14 protein-coding genes are annotated in these 19,345 nt (G+C 41.7%); 1 reads left to right on the top strand and 13 read right to left on the bottom strand.

The window, feature by feature from the left end; translation table 11 throughout:
- Positions 1 to 8: 8 nt before the first annotated feature.
- From BFP75_RS03865 to BFP75_RS03805, 13 genes are all read right to left on the bottom strand, one after another.
- Positions 9 to 923 (bottom strand): DUF368 domain-containing protein, encoded by a 915-nt coding sequence (locus BFP75_RS03865; RefSeq protein WP_099543423.1) that lies wholly within the window; start codon positions 921 to 923, stop codon positions 9 to 11.
- Between the two features lie 19 nt (positions 924 to 942).
- A complete protein-coding gene (locus BFP75_RS03860; protein ID WP_099543421.1) occupies positions 943 to 2,346 on the bottom strand; it encodes a tetratricopeptide repeat protein in 1,404 nt (467 codons plus the stop codon).
- Between the two features lie 102 nt (positions 2,347 to 2,448).
- Positions 2,449 to 3,624 (bottom strand): aspartate aminotransferase family protein, encoded by a 1,176-nt coding sequence (locus BFP75_RS03855; protein ID WP_099543419.1) that lies wholly within the window; start codon positions 3,622 to 3,624, stop codon positions 2,449 to 2,451.
- Positions 3,625 to 3,639: 15 nt separating this feature from the next.
- Positions 3,640 to 5,304 (bottom strand): OstA-like protein, encoded by a 1,665-nt coding sequence (locus tag BFP75_RS03850; protein WP_410504071.1) that lies wholly within the window; start codon positions 5,302 to 5,304, stop codon positions 3,640 to 3,642.
- Positions 5,305 to 5,485: 181 nt separating this feature from the next.
- A complete protein-coding gene (locus tag BFP75_RS03845) occupies positions 5,486 to 6,475 on the bottom strand; it encodes a ThuA domain-containing protein (protein WP_099543416.1) in 990 nt (329 codons plus the stop codon).
- A gap of 18 nt (positions 6,476 to 6,493) precedes the next feature.
- Entirely contained in the window at positions 6,494 to 9,649 is a 3,156-nt protein-coding gene (locus tag BFP75_RS03840; RefSeq protein WP_099543414.1) for a PVC-type heme-binding CxxCH protein, read from the bottom strand.
- Between the two features lie 83 nt (positions 9,650 to 9,732).
- On the bottom strand, positions 9,733 to 11,193 hold the full coding sequence (locus tag BFP75_RS03835) for a Gfo/Idh/MocA family protein (protein ID WP_099543411.1): 1,461 nt from the start codon (positions 11,191 to 11,193) through the stop codon (positions 9,733 to 9,735).
- Positions 11,194 to 11,288: 95 nt separating this feature from the next.
- Positions 11,289 to 12,077, bottom strand: coding sequence for a DUF1080 domain-containing protein (locus BFP75_RS03830; RefSeq protein ID WP_099543409.1), 789 nt, complete (start codon positions 12,075 to 12,077; stop codon positions 11,289 to 11,291).
- A 108-nt stretch (positions 12,078 to 12,185) separates the two neighbouring features.
- Positions 12,186 to 13,457, bottom strand: a complete 1,272-nt coding sequence (locus tag BFP75_RS03825; RefSeq protein WP_099543406.1) for an adenylosuccinate synthase — start codon at positions 13,455 to 13,457, stop codon at positions 12,186 to 12,188.
- A gap of 18 nt (positions 13,458 to 13,475) precedes the next feature.
- Positions 13,476 to 13,931, bottom strand: a complete 456-nt coding sequence (locus BFP75_RS03820) for a Fur family transcriptional regulator (RefSeq protein ID WP_099543404.1) — start codon at positions 13,929 to 13,931, stop codon at positions 13,476 to 13,478.
- A 200-nt stretch (positions 13,932 to 14,131) separates the two neighbouring features.
- Positions 14,132 to 16,336: a RelA/SpoT family protein gene (locus BFP75_RS03815; protein WP_099543402.1), complete on the bottom strand. Its 2,205-nt coding sequence runs from the start codon at positions 16,334 to 16,336 to the stop codon at positions 14,132 to 14,134.
- 44 nt (positions 16,337 to 16,380) lie between these two features.
- Positions 16,381 to 17,613, bottom strand: coding sequence for a M48 family metallopeptidase (locus BFP75_RS03810; protein ID WP_099543400.1), 1,233 nt, complete (start codon positions 17,611 to 17,613; stop codon positions 16,381 to 16,383).
- A gap of 37 nt (positions 17,614 to 17,650) precedes the next feature.
- Entirely contained in the window at positions 17,651 to 18,454 is an 804-nt protein-coding gene (locus BFP75_RS03805) for a TrmH family RNA methyltransferase (RefSeq protein WP_099543398.1), read from the bottom strand.
- A gap of 71 nt (positions 18,455 to 18,525) precedes the next feature.
- Here BFP75_RS03805 and BFP75_RS03800 point away from each other — a divergent pair, with 71 nt between their 5' ends.
- The gene (locus BFP75_RS03800) at positions 18,526 to 19,344 is read left to right on the top strand and encodes a DUF6503 family protein (protein WP_099543504.1); all 819 of its coding nucleotides are present in this window, start codon (positions 18,526 to 18,528) and stop codon (positions 19,342 to 19,344) included.
- Position 19,345: the final 1 nt, after the last annotated feature.

The raw sequence follows: 19,345 nt of genomic DNA, 5'->3' as shown, positions 1-19,345 counted from the left end.
GACCTCTCTTACTTTTTGGAAGCTGTTCTTTCCAAGATAAAAATAAGGGAAAATCCTATGAGGGCTGCAATGATGGCATATAATATTTGAGGGTCTCCATCATAATTCAAGGGAGATGTATTCGTATCTATTACCACCGTTTTATCCCCAAAAACCTTGGTTTCCAAGATGCGTTTCCAAGGCCAGATTTTATTGAGCGAACCAAGAATAAAACCGGTAAGTATGGCCAACGTAATGTTCTTGTAGTGGGTGAACATCCATTTTAATAATCGGGCGAAACTTAAAAGTCCAAAAATAGCACCTAGGGCAACCGTTAAAATTACCGCAAAATCCCTACCGTGGACCGCATCCAATATGGTCTTATACGACCCTAAAAGCACCAGAATAAAAGCCCCGGAGATTCCGGGTAATATCATAGCGCAAACGGCCAATGCCCCTGAAATAAAAAGATACGGAAGGCTTTCAATATTGTCGCTGGGTGGCAGGGTGGTAATGTAAAAGGCCACCAAGGCTCCCATAATCAAAGAAAAGATAATTCCCAAATTCCATTGTTTGATTTCCTTGCCTACAAAAAAAATACTGGCCAACACCAACCCAAAAAAGAAGGACCAAAGCAACACCGGCTGGTTATCCAACAACCAACTTACCAAAGTGGCCAAAGAAAAGAGGCTAATAAAAATACCGGTAAAAAGTGCGAGTAGAAAATTTCCATTGACAATCTTCCAAACGGATTTAAAACCATTGGCTCTCCAGGTTTTTAATAGTCCAAGATCGATGTTGTTGATGGCTGTGATCAGCTCTTCATAAATACCTGATATAAACGCAATGGTACCTCCTGAAACGCCGGGCACAACATCAGCGGCACCCATGGCCATTCCTTTGAGTGTGATAAATACGTACGCTAAAAAATTTCTATTTCCCATACATCTTTGGAGTAAAACGTCAAGAAGCTTTTTTGTAGTTTGCTAAAATAGTATTAATCCACTCGGAATTGCTGTATTGGGGAAATTGTTTGTTAAAAAGATGAAGTTGTTTGCGTTTTTTATCCAGTTTTAAGGCATCCAAAAGACAAATTCTGGCGTTGATGAAATCCTTTAGAATCAAATTGAACCCAACGGATTTATAGATTATTTTCAGATTTTTTGGATAAAATTCCCGCCCTTGTGAGAGAATTTGTAGGGCGGACAAGGTGTCGCCATTGAAATGGGCAACATCGGCCCACTTTAACCATGTGTCCAATTCATAGTTTCCTAAATCGACCACTTGTTTGTAGGCAAAATCGGCTTGGTCAAAATTCTCCAAGGCAAAATTGATGTTGGCACATTTTTTCCAATACATTGGATTTTCCCCATCAATATTCAATGCCTTGTTTATATAATAAAGTGCCTTTTCGTAGTTCTTATTATTGTAGTAAAAGTTTGTAATGGCCAACCAACCTTTGTCCAGCAAGGGATCCTCATGAACGGTTTGGTAGAAATAGTACTTGGCCATTTCCTTGTTTTTCAACTTTTCGTAGCATTTCCCTATGCGAAGAAAGGCATGGGAAGTGGGGTCCTCTATAGTGATGGTGGTCTCATAATTTTCTATGGCTTCCGCATATTTTCCCAGTTTCTCCAACACTTTGCCTTTTTCAAAATAGGCACCAATGAAGGAATCATCTGAAATAATGGCAAAGTCAAATGCCGTTAGGGCTTCTTGGTACATTTGTTTCTCATAATACTGCTTACCCAATTGGTGCCAAGCTACTTGGCAATATGGGTTTTTGTCCAGATATTCATTCAGGTAATATATGGCTCCGTCATAGTCCTCCAAAAATTCAAAACAGTAAATGACGTTGTAAAGGGAAGAATAATCCTCATTATCGAACTCCACACATTTCATAAAACTTTCCTTGGCCAATTTAAAATCGTCCATGAACAAATATTCCATACCCAGCAAGGAATAGATGTCAAAAGAATCTGAAGTAAACTCCAGTGCTTTTTGAAGTAGGGAAACTGCTGCTTCGTGGTTGTCCTTTTTGGAAAATATATTGGCCCTTTGGATGTAAATTTCTTCGTTGTTCATATCCAACAACTCCAATTCATCCAATAACTTCTCCGCATTCTCCAAATGGTTTTCAAACACCATCACCTCCACCTGTAACAGCTTAAGTTCTATGGAACACGGGTGTTGTTGCAAACCTATTTTAATCCCTTTTTTAGCCAATGAAATCTTACCATTGTTGAGATAGTAATGTATTATGTCCTCAAAGTCCTCAGCGTCAAAAAAATAGACATCATCGGTCTTGAGCATCGATTCAAACTTGGTAATGGGCTTGTCAGGTCTTTCGTTAGATTCTAACGCCATAGGAACGTTTTGGTTTAACTATGGATTTAAAATTAAACTTTTTAGGTGCGGAGCTCAATTTATTCCATCTATATTATTAACAAATTAGTTAACATGTTATTGTCAGATTCCGTCAAGAATATCAAGAATAACCCTACAACCTTTTAATATTTCTTCCTTAGAAATGGTTAAAGGCGGGGAAATGCGAACGGCCCTTTTCTCAAAAAGTAGCCAAAACAGAATCAGGTTCTTCTCCTTGGCTTCCAAAACCAATCTATCCGCTATTTCTGGAGTTTCCATGATTAAGGCCAGCATGAGCCCTTTTCCCCTAATTTCCTTTATTTTGGGATGGGTAAGCGTTTCCCTGAACAATTTTTCCTTTTCAAGGGTTTCCGCTATCAAGGATGTATCCAGGAGTACTTGAAGTGTTGCAAGGCTAGCGGCGGCGATGACGGGGTTGCCCCCAAAAGTGGTAATATGACCCATTTTTGGACCATCACTTAAAGTGTCCATAATGGTGCGACCAGCAATAAAGGCACCTACGGGCATTCCAGAGGCCATTCCTTTGCCAATTACCAGTATATCCGGAGCACAGTTAAAATGTTCAAAGGCAAAGAGTTTTCCCGTTCTTCCAAAACCAGGTTGGATTTCATCCAAGATCAACAAGGCACCCACCTCATTACATTTGTCGCGTATTTTTTTTAAGTAGTCGTTTTCTGGCACTATAAATCCGGCGCCACCTTGTATGGTCTCAAGCACAACGCAGGCGGTTTTTTCGGTAATCAAATTGATATCCTCATCCTGGTTAAATCGTATGTGATTTACATCTGGGATTAAGGGTCTAAAAGGCGCTTTTCTTTCCTCATAGTCCATGAGGCTCAAACTACCCATGGTGTTACCGTGATAGGCGTTATGTGCCGCTATGATTTGCGATCTGCCCGTATATCTTCGGGCCAGTTTTAGGGCTCCTTCCATGGCCTCAGTTCCCGAATTGACCAAATAAGTCACTTCAAGATTGGCAGGAAGGTTTTGTTGCAATAGTTTGGCGTATTCGATAGCAGGGGATTGTGCATATTCGCCATACACCATCACATGCATATATTCATCGGCCTGTTTTTTTATGGCCTCAACTACCTTTGGATGACAATGTCCTAAGCTGCAGGCCGATACTCCTGCAACAAAATCCAAATGGGCATTTCCTTGGACATCGTAAATATAGCAGCCCTTGGCATGTGAGATTTCCATTCCCAATGGATATAGGGACGTCTGTGCCTGATATTTGAGGAAGTCCTCTTTCATCCGAACGCTATTTGCTTATTTTCTTGTGGAATTTTTTTTCCTTGGGTCCGTTGCTTTGGCATTGGGAATATTGTTGACCGGATCACTGTTATTTTGACTTCGTTCCTCTTCCTCCGCATCGATATCTATGGGATTATCGATACCCCTAATGGTGACCAATTCTATATTGTTATCGTCCTCATCAAAGATATCGTCCTTGGTAAGGATGCGTTCATCCCCTCGCCAAATAAATCCCTGTAGTATCCTACTATTTTCCGGAAGTTCTGCTTCCGTGTAAATAGTCCCGTCCGGATTTGTAAAAAAAGTAAGGTCCTCCACATCATTATTGGCCATGGTTATTCTAATGGCACTGCAAACTGTTTTATCTATGCCGATGAGCTCATCATCATCGTTGTACATGTAATAGATTACTTCAGTATTTTGGACAAGGTCAATGATCTTTAACTCGTTTTCAATAAATTGACCGTACAAATTGATACCCTTTGCTTGATTATATCCTTTTTTACTGATACTGTCCAAGGAGATGATGAAGGCATTTTCAAGAACTTTGAGGGAATCGAGCTTTTCCGTTTCCAAGTTTGAAATTAAATGTATACTGTCGCCCGTCATTTGATTGGCACCATTCCATAATATAGGGTTTTTGATTAGTTGGGTAATACCCGTTTTCTCCTCGGAATGGATGGAATCACACTTACCACTAAGGTCTTTTTTGAAAAACTTGGCGTTTCTAAAAGCGCGTGTAATTCGTGCCTCAGGTTTCCCGGTAACCATCAATGTGTCGCCATGAACATAAAGTGAATCCAATTCTTGCACTAGTATCGAGACTGCTCTTTTTGTGGCAAAAACCGAATCCTTTGCTTTATGGACCTCTGCATAATGTGCCCGGATGACCCCATTGTTTATGGTATCCGTAACGGTGATGTTATTGGTTGCCGATGCAAATTCACGTGCCTTGTTGAAATACACACTATCGCCTTCCACGATACGGTTGTTGTAGTTGATTTTCGTGTTCTTGATACCGTAGCCTCTTTCAACCTTGGTATCGTAAAATCCTCTTTCACAATAGATTTTATAGGTTTCACCAACTATGGTCGAAGGACCGTACATATAGGCATTTTTTGAAGTGGTATAGTAATCCAGCTGTTCTGAATCCAATATATATTCCGGATTATCGATATGGACACTGTCCAAAAATTGATACTTCTTTAACTCCATAAAATACCTACCTATTTTGCTTGTCAAGGTATTGGCGGAATCTATTACGGTGCCGTAATCCTGATAGTAGGCCTCTTGTTTGATTCTGTCCAACCGTAAGGTGTCCGTTTGTAGGGTCATTTGTGCGTTCCTTAGAACAACATCACCCCAGGCCTTTGCCAGTTTTTCGTCCCCCTGGTAGTTTATCTTTTTGGCGGTCATCTCTACAGAATCCCCTTGCTTTAAAAGCACATTGCCAATGGCCTCGAGACGATTTTCACGCTGAAAATAAATAGCTACGTCACACCATAGGTCGGCACCTTGGTGTTCAAATTGAACCTGTCTTTCGTCCTTGCTAAAAATGGAAGCACCAGGATATTCTGTTTCGTTTTTGGTGAAATTGGCACCATAAACAATATTGATTTGTTTAGGCTCCTCAGGGGTTTCCTGCGAACGAACGGATAAGCTTAAAAAAAGGAACAAGATTCCCAATAAGGTACGGCGCAACACGAATTTTTTTTCAAAAATAGGATTTTTAGTATAGGTCAACACCACCTTAGCATACTTTTAGGAATCCTTACTTGCAATTTAGGTTATCCGTGAGTTAAGCATCAAGGCAAATCTTCATTCCATAGGGTTACTATTATCGAATGGGGAAACAATGCTATTATTGAATGGGTTGCGGCTTTCTGTTCAATTTGTATTTCTTTCCGAATCCGGAGTTGTTGGGTTCAAACGGTGTTGATAACGTCACGTTCACACCATTTTCCGGAATTTTATTTTCCTTGCCCAGGGCCCAAAATATTCCGTTCATGGCAATTTTCCGTACCTCTGGAAGCTTAAAATCATACGGGTGCCCCAGTGTGGTAAAAAATACCCTGGCTTTTTTCCCACTTTTTCCGGTATAGCTTTTGGTCCAAGCTACTGGGTTGGTTAGCGGGAACTTATCCAAGTTGCCATCGATTTCATGTTGGGATTTTAAGGAATGTCCTTGGAGAATGGACTGTGAATCCCCATAGAGGCTCCAATCCCCTCCATCTACATGATAGAGCCAAGAATATGCTTTAAAAGGTTTGAACCCGTTTAGGATTAAGCTTGAGGAGTCCAGGGCCGTAATTTCGGTTACCGGGAATTTTCCATCATCAAAATGACCGTGGTGCGTAATCCATTGTTGGCCGAATACCTTGGTGGGCCACTCGTTGTTCCAGTATTCCAAAGCAGGGTCTTCATAATTGAAGGCATGTGTGGCCGTTCTAAACCCCACAATAGGTTTGCCAGATTCCACATAATAGGAGATGTAATTCCGCTCATCTTCCGGCAATTGTCGAAACCGAGTGAAAATGACCATTAAGTCAGCATTTTCGAGCGCATTCAAGTTGGAAATATGGTCCGCTCTATTCGGGTCTATCGTACCCGTAGAATCCAAGGCATAGCAAACGGTTACCTTGGCGTTCAACTCCCTTTTGGCAATAGAGGCGAGCATGGGCATGGACTCCTCGGAACGATATTCTTCATCCCCCGTAACAAAAACGATATGTGGGGGATTTTCAATTTTTGTTTCTGTGGTTTCGGGTTGCTTTTTTTCTTCCTTGCAGGAAAAAAGAAGCATAAGAAATACGGATAGCAAAACGTGTTTCAATTTGATTATTTTGGTCATACCAGTCTTTTTTACAAATTATTTCATAGGGTGTTCTTTCAATAATTCCTCCGGAGTAAAAAATCCATTTCGGTCCTTAGTGGCATCCCTTATTTTTTTAACCGACTCGGGTTCTATAACGGAGGCTTTGTTGCCAAAGGCATTTCGTACATAGGTCAATACCGCGGCCACCTCCTCATCGTTCAATAGTCCCTTAAAAGGCATCATGGGAACTTGTCCTTCGTAATGATTGCCCATAACGTCCATGGGTCCGTACAGTCCATGTAAAACCAATTTTATAAGCCTCTCTTCATCCCCTGTAACCCATTCTTGGTTAACCAAAGTGGGATAACCCGCTTGTTGAAGACCTGTACCGCTTTCTTGGTGACAGGTTATGCAGTATCCCTCGGTCTCATAAATTTTCTTTCCTTGGGCGAATACTTTTAAATCATCTCCCTCAAGGGTAGTGATGAGGTTTTCTTCTTCGTCTTTGTTCAAAAAGTTTCCGGTAAGCCTTGTTTCGGCGAATTTAAAGGAATCTTCCATCCATCTGTCCAAAGGATGTTGGCGGGCAACCTCCAAAATTTCCATTCCCTCTTTTTCCGGTAGCCATGAAGCCGCGGTAATGGCTTCTAAACGCACTCTCCCATGAGAATCGGCAGCGGCAATTTTTAAAAGTTCTTGGGAATTTTCCAGTTGATGCCCCATATACCTCAATACTCTCATTGAGGCGGCCCGAACCCGATGGTCTTGGGATTGGAGAAGTTCCTCCAAAAGTTTCTTGTTCACCTTGTTTAAACCCCATGTTACCCATAGCGCTTCCAATCTGTGATGTTCATAATTTTTATCACTTTTATCCAATTTGGAAATCCATGTTTGCAGTTTTCCCAAAACTTCTTCGGTATTTCTGGCCATAAGTTCCCTTCGGGTCCTGTATCTGGTTCTGTATTCGGGGAGTTTTAGGTTGTCCAATAACACCTCAATGGTGGCACCATCAATTTTTGCCGGTTCTACCAAAGGTCTGGAGGGATAGGTGATTCGGTAAATCCTTCCGTGAACATGGTCCCGTAAGGGGTCGCGAGCATTGTGTTGCATGTGACCGATGAGCACATTGTGCCAATCCACAACATATAGGGAACCATCCGGGGCAAACTCCATTTCTACGGGCCTAAAATTTTTATCTGTACTGCTGATGAGGTCTAGACGATGTTTTGTTTTATAGCCTGTGCCATCTTCCATCACCTGATGCTGTTTCATGCCCAAGAAACCAATGGAATTGGCCAAGAGCATATCTCCCTGGACTTCATCCGGAAAATGTCTACTGGAAATGAATTCCAACCCCGAGGTTGGCCTAACTCGGTGCGCCTCTTCAATAAGGTCTTCGGTAAGCGGGGAAGCTACCCCATAAATTGATTTTAAGGTGCTGGGCATCATCCAATTTACGGTGGGGCCCGAGGTATGCAGAAAAAAATCCTGTCCCCATTCATCAAAAGCAATGCCCCAAGGATTGGGAATACTTACTTGTACGGTACGTTCCAATTTCTTCCGTTGTGGATTATAGCGATAAAATCCCCCATTGGTTCCTCGCACAGTGCCATAGGAGGTCTCCACGTTGGTATGTAGAAACACGCCTTCTGCCATGTAAAAAGCTCCGGATGGATCGGCACTAAAAGCGGAAATCGCATGGTGGGTATCGTGATCGTCAAAACCACTTAGCAGGATTTCAATTTTATCTACCTTGTCATCCCCGTCGGTATCCGTTAAAAGTTTTAGGTTGGTGCCTTGGCTAAGGTATACGCCCTCTGGGGCAAATTCGAATCCTATGGGAAGGTGAAGGCTGTCCGCAAAAACGGTTTGCTTATCGGCTTTGCCATCATTATCGGTATCTTCCAGAATTAATAATTTATCATTCGGTTTGGCATCCCCAACACGGTAGTGGGGATAGGAGGGAAGGGTGGCTACCCAAAGCCTTCCTTTGTTGTCGAATGATATCTGCGCGGGATTTGCCAGATCCGGAAATTCTTTTTCCGAAGCGAACAATTCTACTTTATACCCATCGGGTACCGTGAGGGTTTCCAAGGCATCTTCACCGTATTTATACATTATAATTTCACCTTCGTCCGCAAGATTATAATTGGTCTCAACTTCGGGTAGCTCTGTGGTTTTGGCATCCGTTTTCGCAATGTCAAAATCTTCATTTTGTAAGAGAGACCAAATAGCGGTATCCCGAATGGCCGTCATTTCCCTCACCTTAATTTTTTCATAGGGATAATTGTCCGGGCCGAAGGGGTCGTAACGTCTCCCATAAGCATGCACCCCATTGGGAATTTTATAATCGTTGTGCCAGTAGAAATTTTTTTCGTTTACCATTTTATTGATGGCCATACGTTTGGACCCACCATCCATATTTGGGATTCCAGTTATTTTTTCTGCCAGATGTGCGGCGAATTTTTCATATCCTTTTTTATTCAATTGGGAACCATCTATGGTATGGTCTTCATCATCCTCAAACCATTTATGGGTTGGGGTAAAAACATCTATAAAGGGTACTTGGTTGTTAAAACTGATTTCTTTTATGGCCTGGGTGTACAGTTTTAAATTTTCATTCTCCTTTTTGCCATTGGGAACGTCCATTTTATTGGAAAGATCTTCAAAGGCAATAGGGGATACGAGCACTAGTTTTGGACTATTTTTACCGTTATAGCGCTGATTTTTGCTATGTTGAATAAAAGCCTCCAACTCTCCCTTGAAATTTTCCAGACCCTCCGGGCCTTCGAAAGATTCATTGTAACCAAAAAAACCGATGATTACATCCGCTTTTAATTGGGTCAACCACTCATCCGGAGTAGGAAAGAATCCTTCGCTTCCCGAATTTTGGGCCAATTCCGTTTGAAACCTTTCCGCTCCCGGAAATGCCCAAGGGGAGTTTCTGGACGAATGCGGTCTAAAACCCGGGGTGTCCCCACCGTCGCACATATTACGTATCAACAAAGAATCCTTTGGAAATTTCAAATGCATTTCGGTTTCAAAAACTCCATAGTTCAGCATTCTCGACCCTAGATTGTTGCCAATTAGGACAATGCTGTTTTTAGGATTGATTTCAATAAGGGGGTCTTTTCGTTTTTCACATGAATTAAGTACGATCAATAGCAAAACTAATGTTAGAACGTACTCGTTAATGCCTTTGAATTTCATTGTTTGGGTATAAATGCCATTAAATATAAATATAAAAAAGCCACTGGTACGTGGCTTTTTTTAGTTTTGATCTGATTCCTTGCTTAGAAATTCCTGTAATCCCCTTCCAAATATTGATTGGCCTCCTCTTCGGCAAATTTTGCATTTTGGGCGTCCCAATGAAGCGTTTGGTTGGGAAATCTTCCTGCAATCACACCCAATAAAATAGTTTCGGTCAGTCTGGAAGCATATGAAAAAGGAGCACTTGTTTCGGCTTCCCCTAAACAGGCGTCCACAAATTGATGATAATGTTTAGGTCCCTCCGAAGCGTAATCCCTAATAGGTTTTCCCATATTATTGGCTTTTTCTACCTGTGCAATCTCTTCTGAAATGTCCACATATTCACCATCCACAATTTTTTGTGGTAGCTGCATGAAATGTGGTAACAAAAGCCTACCCTTATCACCAACGAACATAGCACCTTGCTCAGGAAGTTGCCCTGCTTCAGCAATGCCCGCGTCCAAGGATATTTTATCTTCCACGGATTCCTCGCTATCTGAATTGGAACCTACTTCCTTGGCAGCAGCACTATTTGGTAATTTAAGGTCCTCGTGCATTTCCGGTGCGCCTGGCCCATCGTACCATATCCATTTTAAGGATTCTGCGGTATGTTTGGTACCAGGGAATTCGTAGGTCACGATATTTTTTTCCGGGAAACCGAATCCATTTGGTTCCCTACATTCATTCTTAATGGTTCTGGGCACGTCCAGTTCCAAGGCGTTATATGGAGTGTCGAAAATATGAACTCCCATGTCCCCTAAAGTCCCACAGCCATAATCCACTAATTTCCTCCAATTTCCAGGGTGGTACACCCCTTCTTTGTAAGGTCTCTCGGCCGAAGTTCCCAACCAAAGATTCCAATCCAAGCTTTCTGGAACAGGATCTGCTCCTTCAGGTTCTGGACCATCATAGCCCCAATTTTTGGGCGACCACGCATGTACCGTATGTACTTTACCAATGATGCCGGATTGTATCAACAATGTGGCCAATTTATAGTCATAAAAGGAATGCACTTGAATCCCCATTTGGGTAACCAAGCCTTTTTCTTCCGCCAGCTTTTTCATCGCCCTGGCTTCCGAAACATAGTGGGTCAGGGGTTTTTGGCAATACACAGGTTTATTCATGTTCATGGCCATCATGGAAGCCGGTGCATGGGTGTGATCTGGGGTACTCACAATTACCGCATCGATTTCATCTCCTAGTTCTTCCAGCATTACCCTATAATCGGTATAGGTTTTTGCATTGGGATGTAATTTTTTTGCGGCGGCAAGGTTGTTGGCATCCACATCGCATAACGCCGTAACATCCACTTTTGCATGGGACGAGATATCCATCAAATCTGCCCCTCCCATATTCCCAACGCCTATATGTGCCGTTCTTAATCGGGTCAACGGTGCTTTTTCTATTTCTTTTTCCGCTTCTTTACAAGCTAAAAATATGGAAGGCATAATGGCCGTTGAGGAGGCAAGTATGGCCGATTTTTTTAAAAATTCCCTTTTTTTCATGAGTTGGTTGTTAGTTTTAGTTATGGGCCAGGAGTAATCCTATAAAGGTACTCCTGAAAATTATTGAAAATTTAATTTCCCTTTTGGGGTATGTTTTATAGTTTTTTGATTTTGATATTTCTGAACCAGATGGGACTGGAATGGTCCTGGAGCCCGATGTAGCCTGTTTTGAACTTACCGTAGTCCTCGCTATTTTTCCATTTATCTGAATTCTTTCGTTCATACCAATCTTCGGACCAAGGAACAAAGGATAGCACCATTTGGCCGTTCAGCCAATGCTCTACTTTTTCAGGTGTAAATACAATTTTGGTAGCATTCCATTCCCCGACCGGATGTAAGGTTTTTTTGCTGGCATCAGCGGCGTGCATGGCATAATCCGAAGCTGTTTGCTGGAGTGGTTTTAGTTCTTCCGGCTTTTCCGTGTAGCCCAGGCTTTTGTTGTACGAGGTAAGATCATGGATCTTGGCATAGTTTTCATCGTCTATTAGCTGATATTCCGGAGCCACTTCTGGCGGACCGCCATAGCCTTCCTTTAAATGGTAAAAAATGCCACTGTTACCACCTTCCGGTAATTTCCATTCCAAATAGAGTTCAAAGTTTTCAAATTCTTCGGCACCATAGATAATGTCCTTGCCACCGGTATAATCCTGTTCCAATCCCAATTCCGTATCAAAGGTGAGGGCACCATCCTTGGCAATCCATCCGGGAGGAAGTTCATCACCATTGTACGCACGCCATCCTTCGGTACTTTTACCATCGAACAACACGATCCATTCCTCAGGGGTTTCTTTTTCGGTTGTTTCGGTTGGATGTTCCTCTTTTTTTTCGGATTTGCAGGACAGTATTACTATGAAAAGAATCGGGAGAAACTTTAGCTTTATCATTTTTGGGTTTCGTTAGTTCTTTGATTTCAATGGTAATTTAATAAAAAAAGGATAGCGATACCGACTTTTGTCAATACCGCTATCCTAAAATTTATGAATTCTATGTTCTTACCTATGTATAGTTTGGGTCCTGTCCGGTCCTACGGAAACAATCTTGATAGGTATTTCCAATTCCTTTTCCAAAAAGGCTATATACTCTTTCAAAGCCTTTGGGAACTGAGCTTCCGTCTCCATTTTGGTCAAGTCCTCTGCCCAGCCGTCCATTTCTGTATATATGGGCGTCACGTTTTCGGCCTCAATATTGAAAGGTAGGTGTTCAATTTTTTTTCCTTTGTAATTATAGGCAGTGCAGACCTTCAGTTTTTTAAAGCCGCTAAGGACGTCGCCTTTCATCATCATCAATTCCGTAACACCGTTGATCCTAACGGCATATTTAAGTGCCACCAAATCGAGCCAACCACACCTTCTAGGTCTTCCCGTGGTTGCCCCAAATTCATTACCTACGCGTCCCATGGTCTCCCCATCCTCGTCGAAAAGTTCCGTGGGAAAGGGTCCACTGCCAACCCTAGTGGTATAGGCTTTAAAAATACCTTTGACTCCTCCAATCTGGTTGGGGGCAATTCCTAATCCCGTACAGGCACCTGCTGCCGTCGTATTGGAGGATGTCACAAAAGGATAGGTTCCAAAGTCAATGTCCAATAAAGATCCCTGGGCACCTTCTGCCAATATTTTTTTCCCAGCCTTTTGAGCCTGGTATAAATATTCCTCACTATCGATAAAGGTCAATTCCTTGAGCACCTTTACCGCCATAAAGAAATCTGCTTCCAGCTCTGCCAAATCATATTGGATGTCCACATCATAGAAATTGATCATGGCTTCGTGCTTATTGGCCAGACTTCTATACTTTTCTTTCCAATCGTCCAGTTCCAAATCTCCAACACGCATGCCGTTCCTACCTGTTTTATCCATATAGGTAGGACCTATTCCTTTTAACGTAGATCCAATTTTGGCTTTACCTTTTGCAGCTTCCGAAGCCGCGTCCAGCAAACGATGGGTAGGTAGGATTAAATGGGCTTTTCTAGAAATCAACAGGATGGTCTTAATATCCAGGTTAAACTTTTTTAGGTTGTCTATTTCCTTTTTAAAGATAACCGGGTCTATTACCACTCCGTTCCCCACAACATTAATGGCATTTTTATGGAAAATACCTGAGGGAATGGTATGTAGGACATGTTTTATGCCATCGAATTCCAAGGTATGACCTGCATTGGGCCCCCCTTGAAAACGTGCTATTATGTCATAATTTTTTGTGAGTACATCAACGATTTTTCCTTTTCCTTCGTCCCCCCATTGTAGGCCCAACAATAAATCTACTGCCATTTAAAAAAGCTTGCTTGGTTAGTTATTTGTATTTTCTGAATTGTTTTTTACTCCGTAAAAATAGAGGGAATGTGTATTGATCTTAATGTCGAACACTTCCTCTATCGTTTTTTTGATGGACTGGATCCTAGGATCGCAAAACTCCATGACTTCCCCGGTATCCGTAAGAATTACATGATCGTGCTGACGGTCAAAGTAAGACTTCTCATATTGCGCCTGGTTTTTCCCGAATTGGTGTTTGCGGACCAACTTAGAGTCCAACAACAGTTCAATGGTATTGTACAGGGTGGCCCTACTTACACGGTAGTTTTTATTCTTCATTTTTATGTAGAGCGACTCAATATCGAAGTGATCTTCGCTATCATAAATTTCTTGAAGTATTGCGTAGCGCTCAGGGGTTTTTCTATGTCCGTTTTCCTCCAAAAAGGTGGTAAAGACATTTTTAACTATTTCCTGATTCTTCTCGGAAGCCATACAATTTATGTTAATGTACAAAGGTACAGTTAAATTTTTATTCCTTTCCAAGAGCCTGTTCAAGAATTTGTCAATAGTTTTCCAAAGTCCCTTATTGCCTTACCATTTTAAACCAATGGGCCATGATGCTCAAAAATTTTGTCCCATGGTTTCTCAAAAATGGCCATTGGGCCTGCGCAACACAATTCCTAAATCATTGACTACAGTCGGGTCACTTTGTCAATACCGTTTATTTGTTGCAGGTTCTCGGTAAGTTTGTTCAAGATGCCCTTGTTCTTGACCACAACGGTAATTTTGCCAGTAAAGGTGCCGCCATCCGTACTAAAGTTAAGATTGCGCATGTTCACGTGCATGTTATCGGAGATTACTTCGGTAATCTCACTTACAAGACCTAGGTTATCTATACCGGTAAGCTGGATATCCGCCTTGAATTCTTCCTGTGAGGAATCCACCCATTTCGCGCTGATAATTCGGTATGCGTAATTCGACTGGAGCGAAATGGCGTTGGGACAATTCTTTTTATGGACCTTGATTCCTTCGGATACGCTCACAAAGCCAAACACATCATCGCCTGGAATGGGGTTACAGCATTGTGAAAGTTTATAATCCAATTTTTCTTCCTCCTTGCCAAAGACCAAAAGATCGTATTTGGAGGTAATTTCTTCCCGATCGATATCCTCTGGAGCTGGGCTCCTTCTGATCCTATTCTTAAAAAAGCTTATAAAGGCATTGCTGTAGGAAGAGGCAAAATCCCGAATCATCTGGTTGTCTATAGACCCAATACCTACCCTAAAGAAAAGGTCCAAACTGGTCTTTAGTTTGAAAAAGGTGACCATTTTATTGATGGAATCTTCGTTCAAGGTAATTTTTTGGGATTTTAATTTCCTTCTGAGAATTTCCTTGCCTTCCTCTGCAACGGATTTTTTTTCTTCCCGTAAAACCGATTTAATCTTGGCCCTGGCCCTTGCCGTTGTGGCATAGTCCAACCAGTTTTGGTTGGGCTTTGCGTGTTCAGATGTTATGATTTCCACCTGATCGCCACTGTGAAGGGTCGTATTCAGGGGTACCAGTTTGCCATTTACCTTGGCGCCACGGGTACGCATGCCCACTTCCGTGTGAATGTTGAACGAAAAGTCGAGAGGTGTGGCCCCTTTTGGAAGTGATTTTAATTCCCCTTTTGGTGTGAATACGAATATTTCTTTGGAGTAAAGGTTCAATTTGAACTCCTCCACGAAATCGACCGCATTCGCATTCGAATTTTCCAAGGCCTCTTGAAGCTTGTTCAGCCACACTTCGATGCCCTGTTCCTTTTGCTCACCGTGCTTGTATTTGAAATGCGCGGCATAACCCTTTTCGGCAATTTCGTGCATCCGTTCGCTTCTGATCTGTACTTCTACCCATTTTCCTTTGGGTCCCATCACCGTGATGTGAAGGGCTTCGTATCCGGTCGATTTTGGCGAGGATATCCAGTCCCTAAGGCGTACAGGGTTGGGGGTAAAGTGATCGGTTACAATGGAGTAAATTTTCCAGGCCAAAAACTTTTCGTTCTTGGCATCGGATTTATAGATTATCCGGATTGCGAACTTATCATAGATTTCATCAAAGCCCACATTTTGGGCCTTCATTTTTCGCCGCATGGAGAAAATGGACTTCATCCGGCCTTTTAAATAATAATTTAACCCTTCCTGTTTCAGCGAGTTATCTATTATATTGGAAAAGGTATCTATGTAGGCTTGCTGATCTTCCTTGCTCTCCTCGATCTTATTTTTGATATCATAGTAGACTTCCGGTTCGGTATATTTTAAGCTTAAATCCTCCAGTTCCGTTTTTATATTGTAGAGTCCAATTCTATGGGCCAGCGGAGCATAGATATACAAAGTTTCAGAGGCAATCTTCACCTGCTTATGCTCCGGCATGGAGTCCATGGTGAGCATATTATGGTAACGATCGGCTATTTTAATGATGATTACCCTTACATCATCATTAAGTGTCAATAGCATTTTTCTGAAGTTCTCCGCCTGTTGGGAGATGTTCATATCCTTTTTAAGGTGGGATATTTTAGTAAGGCCATCTACGATACGGGCTACGGTTTCACCGAACATACGATCGATATCGTCCAAGGTGTATACCGTATCCTCCACTACGTCATGTAAAAGGGCGGAAGCAATACTTACCGCATCCAAGCCAATTTCCGAAGCTACAATCTTAGCCACGGCAATAGGGTGGAATACATAGGCCTCCCCGGATTTTCTGCGTTGGTCTTTATGGGCATCAACGGCAACCTCAAAGGCACTTCGTATTAGTTTTTTATCATCGTCCGATAAAGTTTGGTAACTAATGCGTAGAAGCTCCTTATACTCCTGGGCAATCAGCTTGTTCTCTTGTTCTATTGCAGCCTGTGTCATACTTGATTAAAATTAGCACAATCCTAACTGTTAGACAACAAAAATTATGCCTTTAAGTTTCTGATTCTTTCTACCAAAGGTGGATGTGAATAATGGACAAAAACATAGGTAGGGTGGGGCGTCAGGTTACTCAAGCTATTTTTTGAAAGTTTCTTTAGGGATGATATCAAGGGAGGTGCGGAGAAGGTGTTTTTTGCAAAATCATCTGCTTGATATTCAAATTTTCTTGAAAAGTAATTCATTAAAAGACCCGTAAGTTCAGAAATGGGACTATATAGAATTCCAAAACCTATCAATGCTGCATGGAAACTAGGTAGGTCAACACCAACGGCCAGGGAAATACTGGGGTTGTTAATGAATAAGGAAAGGATGAACAACATAAGGCCCGTGAGCAATACCGATGTAACCAAATTGAAGATGATATGGTTTTTCTGGTAATGACCAATTTCATGGGCCAGAACGGCTACAATCTCATCCTCTTCCAAATCATTGATCAATGTGTCATAGAGGGTAACCCTTTTTTCCTTTCCAAATCCTGAAAAATAGGCATTGGCCTTAGTGGATCTTTTGGATCCGTTGATGACGAAAATATTGTTTAGTTCAAAGCCTACCTTGCTCGCGTAAGCCTCTATTTTACGCTTCAATGTGCCTGCCTCAAGCGGTTCCTGCTTGTTGAACAGTGGAACGATCAATTTGCTGTAAAACAAATTCATGAACAAGGTGAATAGCGCTATTAACAACCACGTGTACAGCCAAAAGCTTTTCCCGGCAAACTGAAAAAACCAGATAACCAAGGACAATAGTATTCCGCCGATTACGATGGTCATCAGCCAACTTTTTACCTTGTCCAATAGGAATGTTTTTTTTGTGGTTTTGTTGAAACCGAATTTCTCTTCGATGACAAAAGTCTGATAATAGGAAAAAGGGGTACCCAGAAAATCGCTACCGATCATAATGATTCCAAAAAATAACAGCGCCTGAAGGATTTGGTTGTCTGTTATACCTCGAACTATGGTATCCACAAACCCAAAACCGCCAAAAATTAAAAACCCAACAATAAGAGTCAATGAAAAAACGGAAGTCACGATACCAAACCTATAGTTGGCCAATTTGTATTCCTGTGATTTTTTATATTCCTCAGGATTGTAGACGTCGCTTACTACTGCAGGGACGGCATCCTTATATTTCTTCGCGTTGAGATAGTTTAATATTGTGGAAAGTACAAAATCCCCTAGGAGAATGGTCAAAATACAATAAAAAACAAGGGTGTGGTCCATATAGGCTTTTGAGATTAACGAACGATTATTGTTTTTGTTATCCTAACCGCTGCCGTTTCGCCTCAAAGATAAGTATTGCCGCGGATACGGAAACATTCATGGAATCGATAGCCCCCTCCATGGGAATAAGGATATTTTGGTTGGAATTTGAAATCCAGTCATCACTAAGACCACTATGCTCAGTACCTACCACAATGGCGGTAGGTCCCTTAAAATCAACATTGGTGTAAGGTTTGGAAGCCGTTAGGGCCGCACAATAAATGGAAATATTGTTTTCCTTCAAAAACGATATGATGGAGGTAGTATCTGTGAGGACGATCTTTCTGGAGAAAATACAACCCACACTCGAGCGAATAATATTTGGGTTATATAGGTCCGTTTTTGGGTTTGCTATGAATACCGCATCGAGGTTTGCGGCATCGGCCGTTCTTAACAATGCCCCTATATTCCCTGGTTTTTCAGGCGCTTCGGCCACCAGGATCAAAGGGTTTTTGCTATGTAGTTTAAATGTGTCCAATTCATGGGTCTTCGCTCTGGCAATGGCGATAACACCTTCCGTGGTGTTTCTATGGGCCATTTTCCCATATACTTCGGTACTAACGGAAATCAAAGGGGTTTTCTCCATTTCAAGGGAGGCCTCCAAGGTCTCTTTTGATATCAATTCCGGACAAAATAAGAGCGTATCCAGCAGATACTCACTAGATATCGCTAGTTCGATTTCCTTTCTTCCCTCCAAAACAAAAAGCCCGGTTTTCTTTCGTTCCCTGGATTTTTCCTTGAGCAAAAGGACTTTTTTTACCAAAGGGTTCTGTAGGCTGCTGATATGCTTGATTTCACTCATTTAGAGCAAATTTAACGGAATATGTTAACTATTGATGAATGTTTCGACCTATAAAAATAAAACCAAATACCATGACAAAACAACTAATTCCCTTATTACTGATACTTGTTGCCTTTGGGTGTAAGGAATCACCAAAAAACGAGCTAGTAAAGGAAACCAAAACGGATACACCCGAAACAAGTACTACGGAAGAAAACAAATACCCGGCTAGTTTGAAGCTGGTTTTTGATGCCCATGGAGGACATGAAAACTGGAAAAAGTATTCTACGTTATCCTATGATATTGATAAAGGGAATTCCAAGGAAGTGCATAGTATCGATTTGTACAAAAGACGGGACAGGATTACCATGGACGGGATTGAAATGGGCTTTGACGGGAACCAGGTTTGGATACAGGATACATCAAAATCCTACCAAGGAGACCCGGTATTCAATCATAATTTGATGTTTTATTTTTATGCAATGCCTTTTGTCCTTGGAGATTCAGGCATACAATATGGCAATACGGAAAGCCTGGAGTTTGATGGAAAATCCTATCCGGGGATTAGCATAACCTACAATGCTGGTGTTGGAACATCACCAAAGGATGAATACTACATTCACTACGACCCGGAGACTTTTCAAATGTCCTGGTTGGGATATACGGTAACTTATAGGACAGGGGAGGATTCAGATAATATAAAATGGATTCGATATGACGATTGGCAAAAAGTGGAAGACCTGTTATTGCCAAAATCCATTTCCTGGTATGATTATGAAGGTAGGGTCATAGGGGATAGAAACAATACCGTCAATTTTGAAAACGTTGAACTTAGCAAAGAATCCAAACACAAGCAATTTTACGAAAGGCCCGAAGGAGCTATTTTTGTCGAAGGTAGGAGGCAAACCTAAT

It is taken from the genome of Maribacter sp. 4G9 (assembly GCF_002742265.1).
GTDB lineage: Bacteria > Bacteroidota > Bacteroidia > Flavobacteriales > Flavobacteriaceae > Maribacter.
This window is presented reverse-complemented; position numbering and strand designations above follow the sequence as displayed.